This is a genomic window from Paraburkholderia sp. Tr-20389 (genome assembly GCF_017104565.1).
Taxonomy (GTDB): Bacteria; Pseudomonadota; Gammaproteobacteria; order Burkholderiales; family Burkholderiaceae; genus Paraburkholderia.
Genome location: NZ_JAAGPD010000027.1, coordinates 40,729 through 58,939 on the forward strand (window position 1 = coordinate 40,729; position 18,211 = coordinate 58,939).

The 18,211-nt window shown below is 62.9% G+C and carries 10 protein-coding genes; 5 read left to right on the forward strand and 5 right to left on the reverse strand.

Annotated elements, in window-relative coordinates; genetic code table 11:
* Window positions 1–47: 47 nt before the first annotated feature.
* Complete coding sequence (boxC, locus tag G3N95_RS23345; RefSeq protein WP_205972514.1) at window positions 48–1,718, reverse strand: 2,3-epoxybenzoyl-CoA dihydrolase; 1,671 nt, start codon at window positions 1,716–1,718, stop codon at window positions 48–50.
* A gap of 146 nt (window positions 1,719–1,864) precedes the next feature.
* Entirely contained in the window at window positions 1,865–2,818 is a 954-nt protein-coding gene (locus G3N95_RS23350; protein ID WP_205972441.1) for a helix-turn-helix transcriptional regulator, read from the reverse strand.
* Between the two features lie 277 nt (window positions 2,819–3,095).
* On the opposite strand from G3N95_RS23350, the gene G3N95_RS23355 reads away from it, so the two are divergent.
* The 4 genes from G3N95_RS23355 to G3N95_RS23370 all read left to right on the forward strand — a co-directional run bounded on the left by G3N95_RS23355 (window position 3,096) and on the right by G3N95_RS23370 (window position 8,904).
* Window positions 3,096–3,575 carry a DUF4863 family protein gene (locus tag G3N95_RS23355; protein ID WP_205972442.1) on the forward strand — a complete coding sequence of 160 codons (480 nt, stop codon included), beginning with the start codon at window positions 3,096–3,098 and terminating at the stop codon, window positions 3,573–3,575.
* A gap of 68 nt (window positions 3,576–3,643) precedes the next feature.
* Window positions 3,644–5,242 carry a benzoate-CoA ligase family protein gene (locus G3N95_RS23360; protein WP_205972443.1) on the forward strand — a complete coding sequence of 533 codons (1,599 nt, stop codon included), beginning with the start codon at window positions 3,644–3,646 and terminating at the stop codon, window positions 5,240–5,242.
* 8 nt (window positions 5,243–5,250) lie between these two features.
* Entirely contained in the window at window positions 5,251–6,105 is an 855-nt protein-coding gene (locus tag G3N95_RS23365; RefSeq protein ID WP_205972444.1) for an alpha/beta hydrolase, read from the forward strand.
* A gap of 684 nt (window positions 6,106–6,789) precedes the next feature.
* Window positions 6,790–8,904, forward strand: coding sequence for a phospholipase C, phosphocholine-specific (locus G3N95_RS23370; protein WP_205972445.1), 2,115 nt, complete (start codon window positions 6,790–6,792; stop codon window positions 8,902–8,904).
* Window positions 8,905–8,991: 87 nt separating this feature from the next.
* On the opposite strand, the gene G3N95_RS23375 is transcribed toward G3N95_RS23370, so the two are convergent.
* From G3N95_RS23375 to uvrA, 3 genes are all read right to left on the reverse strand, one after another.
* The gene (locus G3N95_RS23375; RefSeq protein WP_205972446.1) at window positions 8,992–9,696 is read right to left on the reverse strand and encodes a glutathione binding-like protein; all 705 of its coding nucleotides are present in this window, start codon (window positions 9,694–9,696) and stop codon (window positions 8,992–8,994) included.
* A gap of 103 nt (window positions 9,697–9,799) precedes the next feature.
* The gene (locus G3N95_RS23380; protein ID WP_205972447.1) at window positions 9,800–10,870 is read right to left on the reverse strand and encodes a DMT family transporter; all 1,071 of its coding nucleotides are present in this window, start codon (window positions 10,868–10,870) and stop codon (window positions 9,800–9,802) included.
* A 22-nt stretch (window positions 10,871–10,892) separates the two neighbouring features.
* The gene (gene uvrA, locus G3N95_RS23385) at window positions 10,893–16,802 is read right to left on the reverse strand and encodes an excinuclease ABC subunit UvrA (RefSeq protein ID WP_205972448.1); all 5,910 of its coding nucleotides are present in this window, start codon (window positions 16,800–16,802) and stop codon (window positions 10,893–10,895) included.
* 794 nt (window positions 16,803–17,596) lie between these two features.
* Here uvrA and G3N95_RS23390 point away from each other — a divergent pair.
* Window positions 17,597–17,881 carry a DUF3303 domain-containing protein gene (locus G3N95_RS23390; protein ID WP_205972449.1) on the forward strand — a complete coding sequence of 95 codons (285 nt, stop codon included), beginning with the start codon at window positions 17,597–17,599 and terminating at the stop codon, window positions 17,879–17,881.
* Window positions 17,882–18,211: the final 330 nt, after the last annotated feature.

The following is an 18,211-nucleotide window of genomic DNA, read 5'->3' on the forward strand; positions in this document are numbered from 1 at the left end:
TTCCTTGAGCGCGATGCGGTTTCGGGATGTGCGTGCGCGTGCGTGGCTCAGACGCGCGAGACGTCGAATTGCGCCTTGCTGCCCTTGCCGTACACCTTGAGCGCACCCTTCTCGCCCACCGCGTTCGGCCGGTTGAAGATCCAGTTCTGCCAGGCCGTCAGACGACCGAAGATGCGCGTCTCCATCGTCTCGCGGCCGTTGAAACGCAGATTCGCTTCCATGCCCGTCAATGCATCGGGCGACATCGCCGCACGCTCCTCGAGTGCGATGCGGATCTCGTCGGCCCAGTCGATATCGTCCAGCGAAGCCGTCACGAAACCGAGGCGTTCCGCCTCCACCGCTTTCACCGGCTGACCGATCTTCGCGCGCGCGGCATCGAGCGGCTCGGTCTCTTCGTAGAAGCGCCGATCGAGCCGCGACTGATGCGTGACCATCGGATAGAGACCGAAATTGACTTCCGACAGCGTGATCGCGGGCTCTTCGTCTTCGTTCGCGGGCAACGCGGCCATGTAAGTGCGGTCGGCGGCGAACGCGAATTCGGCGAACGTACCCGCGAAACACGAACCCGGCTCGATCAGCGCAAACAGCGAACGCGACGACACATCGATGCGCGCGAGCGTGCGGCGCAGCAGACCGATCGTTTCACGCACGAACCAGTGATCCTTGTGCTGCAACAGCGTGGCGTCGGCGGCGAGCACGGCGCGCGCGTCGCCTTCCGTCTTCAGGATCCACGTACCGATGTCGAGTTCGTTGGTGCGCATCGACAGAATCGCGTCGTCGAGTTCGCGCGCGAATTGCAGCGGCCACCAGTTCGCGCCCTTCGCGACGATGCCGTCGATATCGGCTGGTTGCTCCGTCGACGGCGCTTTCGCCGTGAAGGTGGCCGTGCGCCTCGCGCGATCGATCGTCACATCGAGCGTCGCATACGTGAGGCCGTCTTCGCGGTCCGTGCGTTCGACGCGCGTCAGCGTCACGCCTCGCGCATCGGCCGGACGGTCGCTTTGCGCCGCGAGTTCCAGTGCGCGTGCCGCGATCGCCTGCTCGAACTGGTTCGGCTTCACGACTTCATCGACGAGACGCCACTCTTTCGCACGCGTGCCGCGAATGCCTTCGACCACCGTGCAGAAAATGTCGGCGCGATCGTGCCGCACCTTGCGCTTGTCGGTGACACGCGTGAGCCCCCCCGTGCCCGGCAGCACGCCGAGCAACGGCACCTCCGGCAGCGCTACCGACGACGAACGGTCGTCGACCAGATAGATTTCGTCGCAGGCGAGTGCCAGTTCATATCCGCCACCCGCACATGAACCGTTCACGGCTGCAAGAAACTTCAGGCCCGAATGCCGAGACGAGTCTTCGATTCCGTTGCGCGTTTCGTTCGTGAACTTGCAAAAGTTGACCTTCCATGCATGCGACGACAGCCCCAGCATGAAGATGTTTGCACCCGAGCAGAACACGCGATCCTTCAGGCTCGTGACGACGACCGTGCGCACTTCCGGATGCTCGAAGCGGATGCGCTGAAGTGCATCGTGCAGTTCGATGTCGACGCCGAGATCGTATGAATTCAGCTTCAGCTTGTAGCCGTCGCGAATGCCGCCGTCTTCGGCGATGTCGATGCCGAGCGTGGCCACCGCGCCGTTGAACGAGAGCTTCCAGTGCTTGTACTGCGAGGGATCGGTGCGGTAGTCGACTCGTGCGGCGGCAGTGTCTGCCGGGGACATGGCTGCGGACATGGAGCGTCTCCTGAGACGGTGCAGTTCGTTTAAAAGAACAATAGTGCACTGTACCAGCCGTGTAAAGCACTTTACTTCATGTTTTCGGGTTATCCCCTAACGGAACGGGCGCGCTACCAGCGCCGCCGCATGCATTACGTTTCGTCGCCCAGTTCGGCGGCCAACCGCGCGGCAAGTCGATCGCGCAACTGCAGATAAGCGTCGGCGAGCGTGCGCTCGCTCGTGTCGAAGATCATGTCGGCGCGGTTATAGAGTTCGCTGCGGCCCGCCAGGATGCGCTTCAGATCTTCCATCGCCTCCTTGTTGCCCGACATCGGCCGCAAATCGCCCTGCGCGACGACGCGGCGCATGTGCTCTTCCGGACTCGCCTGGAGCCACACGGTGAAACAGTGCGCGAGCAATGCGTTGAAGGTGGCGGGCTCCGACACCAGCCCGCCCGGCGACGCGATCACTGCCCGCTCGTGCTCGCCGATCACGGCCTCCAGCGCGCGCTGCTCGTAACGTCGATAAGCGCTCGCGCCATACAGCGAATGAATCTCCGACGGCGGACAGCCCGCCATCTGCTGGATCACCTTCGTGATCTCGATGAACGGCACCTTGCGCTCCTGCGCGAGCATGCGGCCGAGCGTCGACTTGCCCGCGCCGCGCAGGCCGATCAGCGCGATACGGTCCTTTCGATGCGGGTCGCGCGGCGCCTGCGCGAACATCTCGGAGAGGGCAACACGCGCGCGCTGCAGCGCCGCCTGATCCCGGCCGTGCAACAGTTCGCGGATCAGCAGCCATTCGGCCGACGACGTGGTTTCGTCGCCGATCACTTCAGCGAGCGGACAGTTGAGCGTCGCCGCGATCTGCCGCAGCACCAGCACCGAGGCATTGCCCACACCGGACTCGAGATTCGCGAGGTGGCGCTCCGACAGGCCCGTTTCCGACGCCAGCGTCTTGCGCGTCATGCCGCGGCGCGCCCGCAGCAGGCGCACACGCTCGCCCATCGCGGTCAGAAACGGATCGCGTTCTTCGCGCTCGGCTTTCGGCGCTTCGTCGTCGGCGCGCTGGGCTTGGGCCGCATCAGCGGAGTAAGTTTGATTCATATCGGACAGCCTCATCGCCTAGGTATATGTACTATAGTGCTTGACATGCTCAGGGTGAACGGTTAATTTTCGCCGCATATCGACGCAATAACAACGCCGCCAGCCCTCGTCCGGATGGCATAGGCGAAATCGGAGACGCTCGGCGATTGCGCACATGAACTAACGTGCGTGCCGACCGGCAGCAACCAGGTTGCAGGAAGCCAGGGCAACGCACGGGACGCGAGCGCGCCAACGCGCCAGTTCGGTTCTCGACACGCCGGGCCGTAAGGAGGCAAGCATGTCCCCCCAAGACTTTCAGCGTCTGATTGCAGGCGTGACGGCGGAGCTGGACGGCCGCTCGCTCGATGCATCGCTCGGCGCGTGGCTCAATGCGACCTGGCCCGCCGGCAGCGCGACCTACGACGTACTCGCCGACGCATGCCGCACGGGCGTCGCCGAAGGCTGGCTGTGCATTCGAGAGCATGGCGGCATCCGTTTCGGCCGCATCATCAAGCCCACGCCCGACACGCATGGATTTTCCGTCGACGTCGTCGACATGCTGGACATTGCCGGCCCTCATCACGTGCACCCGCACGGCGAAATCGATCTGATCATGCCGCTCTCCGAAGGCGCGACCTTCGACGGACATCCCGCCGGCTGGTGCGTCTACGGTCCCGGCAGCGCGCATCGTCCGACGGTTGCGCATGGTCAGGCGCTCGTGCTGTATCTGCTGCCGCAAGGTGCAATCGAATTCACGCGGGACACAGCCGCTGTCTGATGCGACGACACGTAGCCCTCACCCCTGCACTTCCGTTCCCACGCACGCCGCACCTCGCCGGAGGACACATGCAAGCCTTGCTGGAATCGCTGCCAGGCGAGCCCGCGCCGAAAGTCGAGCCGCCGCCCGCGCAGTTCAACTTCGCGTCGCATCTGTTTCGACTGAACGACGTGCGTGCCGACAAGCCCGCCTATATCGACGATGCTGGCGTCATGTCGTATGCGCAGCTCGAGGAACGCGCGCGCCGCTTCGCTTCCGCGTTGCGCTCGCTCGGCGTGCACGCCGAAGAGCGCGTCCTGCTCGTCATGCTCGACACAGCGGAATTGCCGGTCGCGTTTCTCGGCGCGCTGTATGCAGGCGTCGTGCCCGTGGTGGCGAACACGCTGCTGACGGCCGCCGACTACCTGTACATGCTCACGCACAGTCACGCACGCGCGGTGATCGCTTCGGGCCCGCTGGTGCCGGCTGTCGAGCAGGCGATGAGCGAAGCAGAACACGACGGCTGCCTGCTGATCGTGTCGCAGCCGGTACAGCTTGATCCGCCGCCGATGCATGTGCTGAGCCAGCTGATCGATGGTGCCGAGCCTTCATTGAAACCGAATGCATGTAGCGGCGACGACATTGCATTCTGGGTCTACTCATCGGGTTCCACCGGCAAGCCGAAAGGCACCGTGCATACGCATGCAAACCTGTACTGGACTGCAGAGCTTTATGCGAAGCCCATACTCGGCATCACCGAACATGACGTCGTGTTCTCCGCAGCCAAGCTGTTCTTTGCCTATGGCCTCGGTAACGCGCTGACGTTCCCGCTCTCGGTCGGCGCGACAGCGGTATTGATGGCCGAACGTCCGACCCCGGATGCGATCTTCAGGCGGCTCGTCGAGCATCGGCCGACGATCTTCTACGGCGTACCGACGCTTTACGCAAACATGCTGGTGTCGCCTAATCTGCCGCCGCGCGATCAGGTGGCGATGCGCGTATGTGCGTCAGCGGGAGAAGCGTTGCCTCGCGAAATCGGCGAGCGGTTCACGGCCCATTTCGGTTGTGAGATTCTCGACGGCATCGGTTCGACCGAAATGCTGCATATCTTTCTGTCGAACCGCGCAGGTGAAGTCGAATATGGGACGACAGGCCGTCCTGTGCCTGGATATGAAGTGGAGTTGCGCGACGAAGCAGGCCAACCGGTGCTGGACGGAGAAGTCGGCGATCTGTTCATCAAGGGGCCGAGCGCCGCGCTGATGTACTGGAGCAACCGCGAGAAGTCTCGCGCGACCTTTCTGGGCGAATGGATTCGCAGCGGCGACAAGTACTGCCGCCTGACGAACGGCTGCTACCAGTACGCAGGCCGCAGCGATGACATGCTGAAAGTGAGCGGCCAATACGTGTCGCCCGTCGAGGTGGAAATGGTGCTCGTGCAACATACTGCCGTTCTGGAAGCCGCCGTCGTCGGCGTCGATCACGGCGGTCTCGTGAAAACGCGTGCATTCGTCGTGCTGAAACAGACTGCCGATGCATGCGATGCACTCGCCGATGAACTGAAGTCGTTCGTCAAGGGCAAGCTCGCGCCGCACAAGTATCCTCGCGATATCGTCTTCGTCGACGATCTGCCGAAGACGGCAACAGGTAAGATTCAACGCTTCAAATTGCGAGAGCAGCTCAATAGCTGAAGAACGGAATGGCTGAACCTGTGACGACCTTGCGCGAGGCATCCGAAAGCGCCTCGATCGCGTTGCCGGCAAACGCGCAACGCGGCGCGCTGACGATCGAATATCGCTGGCTCAATGCGCACCTCGTCGATGCGCCCCTTGCCGTTTTCCTGCACGAAGGGCTCGGTTCCGTCGCGATGTGGAAGGACTGGCCGCAGACCTTGTGCGAGCGGCTCGGCATGCGCGGTCTCGTGTATTCGCGCCCAGGCTATGGACGCTCGACGCCGCGTCCGCATGACGTGAAGCTCCCCGTCGACTTTATGTCAGTGCAAGCGCGCGATATTCTCCCCGCGCTGCTCGATGCACTCGATGTGAATGCAGCGGAAAGAAAACGCATGTGGGTAATCGGTCACAGCGACGGCGGATCGATCACGCTGCTTTACGCTGCCGCTTTTCCCGATGCACTGGCAGGTGCGGTGGCGATCGCGCCGCATGTTTTCGTCGAGGACATTTCCGTCGCGAGCATCGCCGAAGCAAAGGCGGCCTACGAACAGACCGATCTGCGCGACAAGCTCGCGCGGCATCACGACGACGTCGATTCGGCATTCTATGGCTGGAACGATGTCTGGCTGAGCGACGCTTTCCGGTCTTGGAGCATCGTCGATGAACTCGGCTGCATTCGCTGCCCACTGCTCGCGGTGCAAGGGTATGACGATCACTACGGCACGATGGCTCAGATCGACACGGTCGCGCAGCGCGCTGTACAAACGCAACTGACGAAGCTCGATCGCTGTGGCCACTCGCCTCATCGAGATGCGCCAGAGGCGCTCAACGATGCGATCGTCGCGTTTATCCGCAAGCAGAGCGGTTCTGCTTCGAACTGAGTCGCGCATCGTGAAGTTCTCCACAGAATCCGTGACCAACCCTGTGGACAAACTGCCGATAACGCGGCCAAGTCATTGAACCGTCACACGGAATGCGCACTGCATCACATGCAGTGCGTTTCATGCTTATTCCGCACTTCAATGCATGCGCCGGGTGAGCATTTTTACCTGCATCTTGCTGCACATCGTTTCGCACTTCCTTTCCTCAGCTCACGCTTCATATTAGCTACACACGAGCTGGCTATCCTTTCGCGTCTCTCAAGCATGACGCCGGAGGATGACGATGCCCGCTCTGCACGAAACTGCATGTAGCCCGCGACGCAACCGTTTGCGTTTGACATTCGTCGTTATCGCGGCGTCCGTGGTTGTGGCAGCGTGCGGAGACGACGCGTCCAGCGAGTCGGCCTCGCAAGAACGCCCACAGCAGCAGACGCAACACCCGCAGCACCCGGCACTCGCGACGACATTCAATGCCGCGACCACGTCCGACACCACGCTTCAGACCCCGCAACCTTCCGCAGCGCAGGCACACGCCGTCGCACCCGGCGGCGCCAGCGCAGCCGATTCCACTGTTCTCGCACCACCCGTGATTCACACCGTCGACTGAGTTCGTCCCGTCGGCTTTCATGCCCCCGCGTGGAAGCCTCACCTTACCGTTTCTTTCCTCTCACGATCGAAGCCAACATGACCTCAAAAAACCGCCGTGATTTCTTGCGCGCAGCCGCCCAGGCAGCCGGCTCCGCCACCGCATTGACGATGCTCCCCCTCGGCATCCGCAATGCGCTCGCGATTCCCGCGAACAACAAGACGGGCAGCATCCGCGACATCGAACATATCGTCGTGCTGATGCAGGAAAACCGCTCGTTCGACCACTACTTCGGGACGCTCAGGGGCGTGCGCGGTTTCGGCGATACGCGCGCGATCAACCTGCCGAACGGCAAGTCGGTGTGGCATCAGCCGGGACTTGGCGGGGTCGGCGAAGTACTGCCGTTCCGTCCGACGGCGCCGAACCTCGGCTTGCAATTCCTGGAGGATCTGCCGCACGACTGGCCGACGACGCACGGCGCATGGAACGGCGGCCGCCACGACCAGTGGGTGCCGAAGAAAGGCACGACGACGATGGCGTACCTCACGCGCGACGACATTCCTTTTCACTATCAGCTCGCCGACTCGTTCACGATCTGCGATGCGTACCACTGCTCGCTGATGGGCGCGACCGATCCAAACCGCTACTACATGTGGACGGGCTGGGTCGGCAACGACGGTTCCGGCGGCGGCCCGGTCGTGGACAACTCGGAAGCGGGTTACGGCTGGTCGACATATCCGGAAGTGCTGGAAGCCGCGGGCATTTCGTGGAAGATCTATCAGGACGTCGGCACGGGTCTCGATGCAAAGGGATCGTGGGGCTGGACCAGCAACCCGTACATCGGCAACTACGGCGACAACTCGCTGCTCTACTTCAACCAGTATCGCAACGCGCAGCCCGGAAATCCGCTGTACGACAAGGCGCGCACGGGCACGAATGTGTCGGCGGGCGACACGTACTTCGACATCCTGCGCAAGGACGTGCAGAACAATCAGTTGCCGCAGGTGTCCTGGATCGTCGCGCCGGAAGCGTACTCCGAGCATCCGAACTGGCCCGCGAACTATGGTGCGTGGTACGTCGATCAGGTCTTGCAGATTCTGACGTCGAACCCCGAGGTGTGGAGCAAGACCGCGCTTCTCATCAACTATGACGAGAACGACGGTTTCTTCGATCACATGTCGCCGCCGTTCGCGCCGTCGTCGAGTGCGAACGGACTGTCGACCGTCGACACGACAAATGAAATCTATCCGGGCGGCAATAACGGTCAATATGCGGCCGGCCCCTACGGTCTCGGACCGCGAGTGCCGATGCTAGTCGTGTCGCCGTGGTCGAAGGGCGGCTGGGTGTGCTCGGAAGTGTTCGATCACACGTCGGTGATTCGCTTCATCGAAGCGCGTTTCGGTCACGGCCACAAGCTGTCGGAGCCGAACATCACGCCTTGGCGCCGTACCGTGTGCGGCGACCTGACGTCCGCATTCAACTTCAAGAATCCGAACGATGCATTCCCGACTCTGCCTTCCACCGCGTCGTACAAGCCACAGGATCAGCAGCGCCATCCGGATTACACGCCCGTGCCGCCGCTGGTCGGTTCCGTGCCGAAACAGGAATCGGGTGTGCGCCCTGCGCGCGCGCTGCCGTATGAACTGTTCGTGCGAATCAACGACAACAGCAACGGCAAACTGTCGATGCGCTTCGTCAACACGGGCGACGCCGGCGCGAACTTCCTCGTGTTCGAAGCACTCAGCGCCGATGCGCCGCGCACGTACACGGTCGAAGCAGGCAAGCGTCTCGTCGATCAGTTGCCCGTCAAGGCGGACGGATCATACGACTTCACGGTACATGGACCGAACGGGTTCCTGCGCCGCTTTGCCGGCAAGCAGACCACGCAGCACTTCTGGAACAGCCGCGATCGCGCGAATCCGGAAGTCGCGGAAGGCTACGATGTGGCCAACGGCAATCTGCAGCTGCGCCTGAAGAATGAAGGCAACACGCGCTGTCAGTTCAAGATCGTCAATGCTTACGACTCGGGCACGACATTGACGCATACGGTGCGCGGTGGCGATAGCGATACCGTCTATCTCGATCTGCGCCAGGTCTATGGCTGGTACGACCTGACGATCACGGTCGATAGCGATGCGTCGTTCACGCGCCGTATTGCAGGTCACGTCGAGACGGGCAAGCCGAGTATGAGCGATCCGGCGCTGGGCGCGTAAGCCGGCCTCGTTCCGGCATCAGTAAAAGCCCGTACCGTTGCCACGGTACGGGCTTTTCGATGTGCTGATGCCTGAAGCCAAGAAGGGTTATCCGCGCTTCGGGATATCCAACCCTCTGACGACGGCGGGACGCGCCAGAAAGGCGTCGAGCGCGCGCTTCACATGCGGGTAGTTGTGGAAGCCGACCAGATCGCCCGCCTCATAAAAGCCCACCAGATTTCGCACCCACGGGAACGTCGCAATATCGGCGATCGTGTAGTCGTCGCCCATGATCCACTTGCGCGTGGCGAGCCGCTCGTTCAGTACGTTGAGCAAACGCTTCGATTCGTTGATGTAGCGGTCACGCGGACGCTTGTCCTCGTACTCCTTGCCGGCGAACTTATGAAAGAAGCCAACCTGGCCGAACATCGGACCGATGCCGCCCATCTGGAACATCACCCACTGGATCGTCTCGTAGCGAGCGGACGCGCGCTGCGGCATCAGTTGTCCCGTCTTGTCGGCGAGATAGATCAGGATCGCGCCCGACTCGAAGAGCGGCAACGGTTCGCCGTCGGGTCCGTTCGGATCGATGATTGCGGGAATCTTGTTGTTCGGGTTGAGCGACACGAATTCCGGCGACAACTGATCGTTCGAATCGAAGCGCACCAGATGCGGCTCATACGCGAGGCCCGTTTCTTCCAGCATGATCGACACCTTGACACCGTTGGGCGTCGGCAGCGAATAGAGCTGGATCCGCTCGGGGTGCGCGGCAGGCCACTTCGTCGCGATCGGGAAAACGGATGGGTCAGGCATGAAAGATCCTTGTCAGTGTAGGTCGGTCGACAGCGGCCAATATAGACCGATTGAGTGGACTTTGCTTGCGGCTGAACGGCTGGGGATGCAACGCCGATCGCCGTCAATGCCGATGTCTGTGCCGATGGTGGATATCGGGAAAATGCGCATGCGTGTGCGTAATGGGCGCATGCCGGTGCGGGTGCACATGCGGTTCCACGCCGTCCCACTCGAAATCGTGTGTGTGCTGATGATGCGCGTCGTGCCGATGCCGATGGTTGTGTTCGAGCGCCTCGTGTGTGTGTTCGTGCACGTGACGCTCGCGCAGATGCAGCCAGACGCCGAGCGCCATCAGCATCGTCGCGATCCAGAAGGACAGCGGCGGCTGTTCGGGCCATAGCGCAAACGAAATCGCGATGCCGAACAACGGAGCCACGGAAAAATAGGCCCCCGTACGTGCAGTTCCAAGATGGCGCAGCGCGACGACGAACAGAACGAGGCTCACGCCATAGCCTGCGAGACCCGCGACCATCGACGCGCCGATCAGCACGGGCGCTGGCAGCGGTGCTCCCAGCCAAAGCGCGATGCCGGTATTCACGACGCCAGCCACCAGCCCTTTGACGCAGGCGATGAACATCGCGTCGTTGTTCGAAACCTTGCGCGTCAGATTGTTGTCGATGGCCCAGCACAGGCACGCACCGGCGACCAGCAGCGCGCCCGTACCCGCACCACCCTCGCCGGGCTGCCACGACAGCAGCGCGCCGCCGGCGACGATCGCCATCATCCCGAGAAACACCTGCGTATCGACATTTTCGCGAAACACGAACCACGCGATCAGCGCCGTGAACACGCCTTCGAGGTTCAGCAGCAACGACGTCGTCGCGGCCGGCGTCGTGCTGAGTCCGAACATCAGCAGCGCGGGCCCCGCGATACCGCCCGCGACGATTGCGCCGACCAACCACGGCAATTCGTTGCGCGGCATGGCGGGTGCCCGCTGTTCGCTCGCCTCCGGATTTTGCCGACAGCGTCGAACGAGCATCGCAATGGCAAGCCCGCAACCGCTGCCGAGGTAGAACAGGCCCGCCACCATGAACGGCGACAGTGCGCCGAGCAGCGCCTTGGCGAACGGAGTCGTCGCGCCAAAGAGCGCAGCAGCGAGGATGGCCGTGAAGGCCGCGCTATGACGTGGGTTCATGATGCGCTTTGCTTGCCTCGCCTCAACCCGCGCTGACCCGCTCGCCTGCCACGGTCTCGTCGGACTCGCCCGCGACGCGCGCGAGCACGGGTTCGAGCGCGCGACCCGTATGGCTCGCAGCGACGCGCACCAGTCCTTCCGGATCCGTCGACGCAACGATCGACCCGCCGCCTACACCGCCCTCCGGCCCGAGATCGATGATCCAGTCCGCTTCCGCGATCACGTCGAGGTCGTGTTCGATCACGACGACGCTGTGCCCCGCATTCGCGAGCCGATGGAGCACACGAATCAGCTTCGCGACGTCGGCCATATGCAGGCCGACGGTCGGTTCGTCGAGTACATACAGCGTGTGCGGCGCCTTCTGACCACGACGCGTGATGTCGTCGCGCACCTTGCTCAGTTCGGTCACCAGCTTGATGCGCTGCGCCTCGCCGCCCGATAGCGTCGGCGAGGGCTGGCCGAGCGTCAGATAACCGAGGCCCACGTCCTTCATCAGTTGCAACGGATGCGCGATATTCGACATCGACGCGAAGAAGTCGACGGCTTCGTCGATTTCCATGGTGAGCACGTCGCCGATGTTCTTGCCGCGCCAGGTCACAGCAAGCGTTTCCGGATTGAAGCGCTGACCGTGGCAGACATCGCATGGCACCTTCACATCGGGCAGGAAGCTCATGCCGATCGTGCGTACGCCTTGCCCTTCACATGCAGGACAACGCCCGTCGCCCGTGTTGAACGAAAAACGCGATGCGGTGTAGCCGCGCGCACGCGCTTCAAGCGTATCGGCAAAGAGACGTCTGATGGTGTCCCATACGCCGATATACGTGGCCGGACACGAGCGCGGCGTCTTGCCGATCGGCGTCTGGTCGACCTCGAGCACACGATCGATCGACTCGAAGCCACTGAGCGATTCGCAGCCTTGCCATGCATGCGCGACGTTCAGCGACGGCCGGGGCGCGCTGCGTGCGAGCACGCTCGAACGGCGATTCGCAGCGGGCGCGGCGTCCGCTTGCGCGGCCTTGCGCGCACGACGCACAGCAGGCGACGACAACACGGAGCGGCCGACGGCATCCAGCAGATTCGTCATCAGCACGTCGCGCGCGAGCGTCGATTTGCCGGATCCGCTCACCCCTGTCACGGCGACGAGGCGCCCAAGCGGAATACCGACCGTCACGTCGCGCAGATTGTGCAGCGTCGCACCATGCACCGTCAGCCAGTTTTCCGGAACAGCGGGCGCACGTTTCGTCGCAAGAGCAACGGGACGCCGCGCTTGCAACGGATGCAGGATCGGCTTCGCGAGGAATTGTCCCGTCAGCGAATCGGACTGCGCAGACAGATCGCCGACCCGCCCCTGTGCAACCAGCGTGCCGCCGCGCTTGCCGGCGCCCGGACCGATGTCGATGATGTGATCGGCTCGGCGGATCGTATCTTCATCGTGCTCGACGACGACGAGCGTGTTGCCCTTGTCGCCAAGCTTGCGCAGTGCATTCAGAAGAATCTGGTTGTCGCGCGGATGCAGACCGATGGTCGGCTCGTCGAGCACATAGCAGACGCCCTGCAGATTGCTGCCGAGTTGAGCCGCGAGGCGGATGCGTTGCGCCTCCCCGCCCGACAGGCTCGGTGCTGCACGGTCGAGGCTCAGATAACCAAGACCGACTTCTTCGAGAAACTGCAAACGGCTGCCGATTTCGCTGATCACGTCGCGTGCGATCTCCGCATCGCGACCGATGAGTTCGAGCCCGTCGATCCAGCGCCGCGTATCCGACACCGTCCATTGCGCGACGTCGACAATCGAGGTTTCGTCGAACGTCACGGCGCGCGCGGACGGATTCAGACGCGTGCCGTGGCAATCCGGACACGCCTCCTCGCCGACACCTTCCGGCTCCTGCTCATCCGACGGCAAGGTCTGCTCGCGGCCGCGATTGTCGTCGACGAGCACGGTGTCGTCATACGCGGCGCGCTGTTCGCACGTCAACGCGAGACCCGTACCGACGCAGGTCGTACACCAGCCATGCTTGCTGTTATACGAGAACATGCGCGGGTCGAGTTCCGCGTAGCTGGTGCCGCACACGGGGCAGGCGCGCTTCACCGACAGCACCTTCACTTCGCCGACATGTGCCGTAGGACCGTTGCGTGTCATCGCGTGTTCGAGGCCGTCGAGCGGCGCGAGCAGATGCATCACGCCCTTGCCTGCTTCGAGGGTTGCGTCGAGCAGACGGCGCAATTCAGATTCCTTGTCGGCCGACACGACGATGTCTCCGACCGGTAGCTCGATAGTATGTTCGCGGAAGCGATCGAGCTTCGGCCACGGATCGACGGGTACGAATTCGCCGTCGACGCGCAGATGCGTATTGCCACGCGCCTTCGCCCACTTCGCGAGGTCGGTATAGACACCCTTGCGGTTCACGACCAGCGGCGCCAGCAATCCGACGTGCTGGCCTTTGTGGTCGCGCATGAGCTGCGCAAGGATCGACTCGACGCTCTGCGATGTAACGGGCGCACCGTCATGAACGCAGTGCTGGATGCCGAGTTTCACATAGAGCAGGCGCAGGAAGTGCCACACCTCCGATGTCGTCGCCACCGTACTCTTGCGTCCGCCACGCGACAAACGCTGTTCGATCGCGACGGTGGGCGGGATGCCATACACGGCATCGACTTCGGGACGGCCTGCGGGCTGCACGATCGAGCGCGCATAGGCATTGAGCGACTCGAGATACCGGCGTTGTCCTTCATGGAACAGGATGTCGAACGCGAGCGTCGACTTGCCCGAACCGGATACGCCCGTGATGACGTTGAACTTGCCGTGCGGAATGTCGACGTCCAGCGCTTTCAGGTTGTGCTCGCGCGCGTTCACGATACGTACGACGTCCTCGCCTTCCACGGCACGCCGTGCGCGTGCAGCGTTCAGCGCGGTCTGCAGCGGCATGCCATGCGCAGCGGCTTCCGCCTTTTCAGCGGCTTCGGTTGGCTCGATGGCCTGGCCCATCGCGCGGTCGTATTGCACGAGCGCTTCGCCTGTGTGCGAACCGGGGCATCGCTTGACGTCTTCCGGCGTACCTGCGCATACCACCAGGCCGCCCGCATCGCCGCCTTCGGGACCGAGATCGATCAGCCAGTCAGCCGCGCGGATCACGTCAAGATTGTGCTCGATCACGATCAGTGAATGACCGCCCGCGAGCAGCTTGCCGAAGGCCTGCATCAGCTTCGCGATATCGTCGAAATGAAGGCCCGTGGTCGGTTCATCGAACATGAACAGACGTGCCGGTGCCTGCCTGGCGCCACCTCGCGCCGTCCGCGCCTGCGCGGTTTCGGCGAGAAAGCCCGCGAGTTTCAGACGTTGCGCTTCACCGCCCGACAGCGTCGGCACCGGTTGGCCCAGCTTCACGTATTCGAGACCGACATCGACGATGGGTTGCAGCACGCGCAGCACTTCACCGTCGCCGGCGAACACGCCGACCGCTTCGTGCACGGTCAGTTCGAGCACGTCTGCGATGCTCAGCACGCGCTCGCCGCGCTCGATCTTCACTTCGAGCACTTCAGGCCGGTAGCGGCTGCCGTCGCAATCCGGGCAACGCAAATAGACGTCGCTCAGGAACTGCATTTCGATATGTTCGAAGCCCGAGCCGCCACATGTCGGGCAGCGGCCGTCGCCCGAGTTGAAGCTGAACACGCCCGCGCCATACCCGCGTTGCAGCGCGAGTGGCGCCTTCGCGAACAGTTTGCGAATTTCGTCGAACGCGCCGACGTAGCTCGCAGGGTTCGAGCGCGTGGTCTTACCGATGGGGGACTGGTCGACGAAGATAGCGTCGCTGATCTGCTCGACGCCCGTCAGACTGCGGTGTGCACCCGGCGCTTCCGTCGCCTTGCCGAGTTGGCGCGACAGCGCGGGATACAGCACGTCCTGAATCAGGGTCGACTTGCCTGAACCCGACACACCCGTCACGCAGACCAGGCGTTGCAGCGGAATCTCCACCGTCACGTCGCGCAGGTTGTGCTGGCGCGCGCCTTCGAGCGTGATGCGCGGCGTACCCGCGTCGACGGGCCGGCGCGCCCAGTGCGCCGCGTCGGCGACATGCTTGCGCCCGCCCAGATACTCGCCCGTCAGCGTACCCGCCGAGCGGATTGCGTCGGGTGTGCCGTCGTAAATGATCGTGCCGCCGCGTTCACCGGGCCCCGGCCCCATGTCGATCAGGCGATCGGCGGCGAGCATCACGGACGGATCGTGTTCGACGACGACGAGCGTATTGCCCGCGTCGCGCAGACGCTGCATCGCCTCGACGATCCGGTTCAGATCACGCGGATGCAGACCGATGCTCGGCTCATCGAGCACGAACAGCGTCTTGGTCAGCGACGTGCCAAGCGCCGTCGTCAGGTTGATACGCTGAACCTCGCCACCCGACAGCGTGCGGCTCTGACGGTCGAGCGTCAGATAACCGAGGCCGACGTCGCACAGATATTTGAGGCGCGTGCGCACTTCGGCGAGCAGCAGTTTCAGCGCGTCGTCGAGCAGCGCACTGGGCAATACGATCTCGTCGAAGAAGCGCCGGATGCGCTCGATGGGCAGCAGCATCAGGTCGTGCACCGTCAGGCCCGGCAATGCTTCGAGCTGCGCACGTTTCCAGTCGACCCCGCGCGGCATGAAGCGCTGCGCCGGCTCGAGCACGGCGTCTGCATTCTGTTTCGAACCCAGGCGCCACAGCAGCGATTCCGTTTTGAGACGCGCGCCACCGCATGTTTCGCAGGGCGTGTAGCTGCGGTATTTCGACAGCAACACACGGATGTGCATCTTGTACGCCTTCGACTCCAGATAGCCAAAGAAACGCTTCACGCCGTACCACTGCTTCTGCCACTCACCGTCCCAGTCCGGCGAACCGTTGATGACCCAGTCGCGCTCGTCGTCCGTGAGTTCTGACCAGCGTGTATCACGGCGGATGTTGGCCTTCGCCGCATAGCGCATCAGGTCGTCCTGACACTCCTTCCATGCAGGCGTTTGCATCGGTTTGATCGCGCCGCCGCGGAGCGTCTTGCGCTCATCCGGAATCACGAGCCCCAGATCGACGCCGATCACACGCCCAAAGCCCCGGCACGTGTCACACGCGCCGTAGGCCGAATTGAACGAGAACAATGCGGGTTGGGGATCGGCATAGCGCAGGTCGCTGTCGGGGTTGTGCAGCCCCGTGGAGAAGCGCCAGATCTGCGGCTCGAGGTCTTCGCCATCTTGCGCCTGCGACAGCACGTAGACATTGATGCGGCCGCCGCCACGCTTTAGCGACGCCTCGATCGCCTCGACCACTCGCGACTTTTCGACCTGATGCAGACGAAAGCGGTCGGCGACCACGTCGAGCACCTTGCGCATGCCTGTCGGCGATGCCACTTCGCGTTGCGCCTGGACGCGCGTGTAGCCGCTCGCGGAGAGCCATTGCTCGACTTCCGCCTCGCTCGTCGTGTCCGGCAGTTCGACCGGAAACGTCAGCACGATGCGCGGGTCGTCGGTGACCGTGCGGGCGTCCAGTTCCGCGTAGATGGTTTCGGGCGTATCGTGCCGGACAGCCTGCGCGTTCTTGCGATCGAACAGTTCGGCGGCGCGTGCGTAAAGCAACTTCAGGTGGTCGTTCAGTTCCGTCATCGTGCCGACGGTCGAACGCGAACTGCGCACGGGATTGGTCTGGTCGATGGCAATGGCGGGCGGCACGCCGTCGACGCGGTCGACCTGCGGCCGGTCCATCCGGTCCAGAAACTGCCGGGCGTACGCGCTGAACGTTTCGACGTAGCGCCGCTGCCCTTCTGCATACAGCGTGTCGAACACGAGGCTCGACTTGCCCGAGCCCGACGGGCCTGTCACCACGGTCATTTCGCCCGTGCGAAGGTCGAGGTCGACGTTCTTCAGGTTGTGCTGGCGTGCGCCACGAATTCGGATAGTTCCGTTAGATGACAATTTGCCTGTCCGTCTGAATGAGTTGGCCGGGGCATGATGGCGGGCGGAAAGCGGCCATACCTGCCGATGCGGCGAGGTTCGTGCGGCGCGCGGAGCCTGCTTCAACGAAGGCCGCCACGCCGGGTAGGTGGATACTATACTGTATGTTTATACAGTTTTGCACGCCGATTGCCCGATGATCGCGTGGCAAACGGCATAAGGCAGATGACCAGTGTACGACGCCGACGGGCTCGCCTGGTTCAGGTGGGAATCGGGTCAATATCGGCGCAAGTTGTGCTGACCACTGGCTGTTGACGCCGGAAAAGAAAAACCCGGTGGAGCACCGGGTTCGAATGGCCGTCCCCCACAGCCCTCGGGCGAAGGCTGATCGGCCGCTTACCACACGCCATCTGTCGCCTTGCGGCGGTCGAATGCGCATCGACGATGGTCTTCGTCTGGTTCGCCCCCCGGCGGACCACGAAGCGTCGGACGACTCCTCGCAGCACTTCTTGCATCGTCCGAACGCCGAAACAATGTATGAGCCCAGCCTTAACGGAAACTTAAATCGTGCCGATCCGGCGGATCGAATGCGGTGCGCCGCACAGAAAATCCTGGAATACGACCACCTGGTTGATGGCAGTTCGACAGGCGCTACCTATCATTCTTGAGAACGCCGAGGTGGCGGCATCGAGTTGCAGATCCAGTGGGAAGGATCCGCGCGCGGTGCGGGCTCCCGAGCGCCGCGAACTGCGGCGCCCGTCACGGTGACGGCTTGCCACTGGCCGGCATCGCGACGACCGAAGTGGAGGTGCGCAATGAAGTTCATTGTTCAGTGGAACGGGCTGCCGACGGCGCAGCAATCGGCTGTCGAGCGCTTCATGAAAACGGGCGGCGCGTTGCCGCCCGACGGCGTCAGGTTGCTCGGACGCTGGCATTCGATCGGCGAGTTGAGCGGATTCGCGATCATCGAGTCCGACAACACAGCGCCGATGGCCGCATGGGTGCTGCAATGGGGCGATGTGTTTACGTTCAGGGTCTCGCCCGCCATGACCGATGAAGAACTTGGGGCTGCGTTGGGTGCGTATCAGGCGGGGAAGTGAGGGGATCGCGTGACGGGCTGAGGGCCGGCTCCGCTTTTTCTATTGCACGCGGATTAATCAGGATGACGATACAGTTGCATCCGCACCGAACAATGCGCTGAAACCGTCCGTGCAAAGAAAAAAGGACTTACGGTTTGCACCGTAAGTCCTTTTTATCCATCTGGTCGGGGCGAGAGGATTTGAACCTCCGACCACCTGCACCCCATAAATGTGAAAGCTGTTTCGCCAACGTTCGCCAACATCCGGAGTTTGCCCCGCAAGCCTCATCCCATATACGATTCACTCAAGTCACCTCTTCGAGCACATTCGCGAAATTTCGAGGCGACCCGC

Excerpts from the sequence above, each read along its gene's own strand:
- G3N95_RS23375 (WP_205972446.1), bottom strand. The coding sequence starts at position 9,696 with ATGCCTGACCCATCCGTTTTCCCGATCGCGACGAAGTGGCCTGCCGCG.
- G3N95_RS23355 (WP_205972442.1), top strand. The coding sequence starts at position 3,096 with ATGTCCCCCCAAGACTTTCAGCGTCTGATTGCAGGCGTGACGGCGGAG.
- G3N95_RS23350 (WP_205972441.1), bottom strand. The coding sequence starts at position 2,818 with ATGAATCAAACTTACTCCGCTGATGCGGCCCAAGCCCAGCGCGCCGAC.
- G3N95_RS23380 (WP_205972447.1), bottom strand. The coding sequence starts at position 10,870 with ATGAACCCACGTCATAGCGCGGCCTTCACGGCCATCCTCGCTGCTGCG.
- G3N95_RS23370 (WP_205972445.1), top strand. The coding sequence starts at position 6,790 with ATGACCTCAAAAAACCGCCGTGATTTCTTGCGCGCAGCCGCCCAGGCA.
- G3N95_RS23390 (WP_205972449.1), top strand. The coding sequence starts at position 17,597 with ATGAAGTTCATTGTTCAGTGGAACGGGCTGCCGACGGCGCAGCAATCG.
- G3N95_RS23365 (WP_205972444.1), top strand. The coding sequence starts at position 5,251 with ATGGCTGAACCTGTGACGACCTTGCGCGAGGCATCCGAAAGCGCCTCG.
- boxC (WP_205972514.1), bottom strand. The coding sequence starts at position 1,718 with ATGTCCCCGGCAGACACTGCCGCCGCACGAGTCGACTACCGCACCGAT.
- G3N95_RS23360 (WP_205972443.1), top strand. The coding sequence starts at position 3,644 with ATGCAAGCCTTGCTGGAATCGCTGCCAGGCGAGCCCGCGCCGAAAGTC.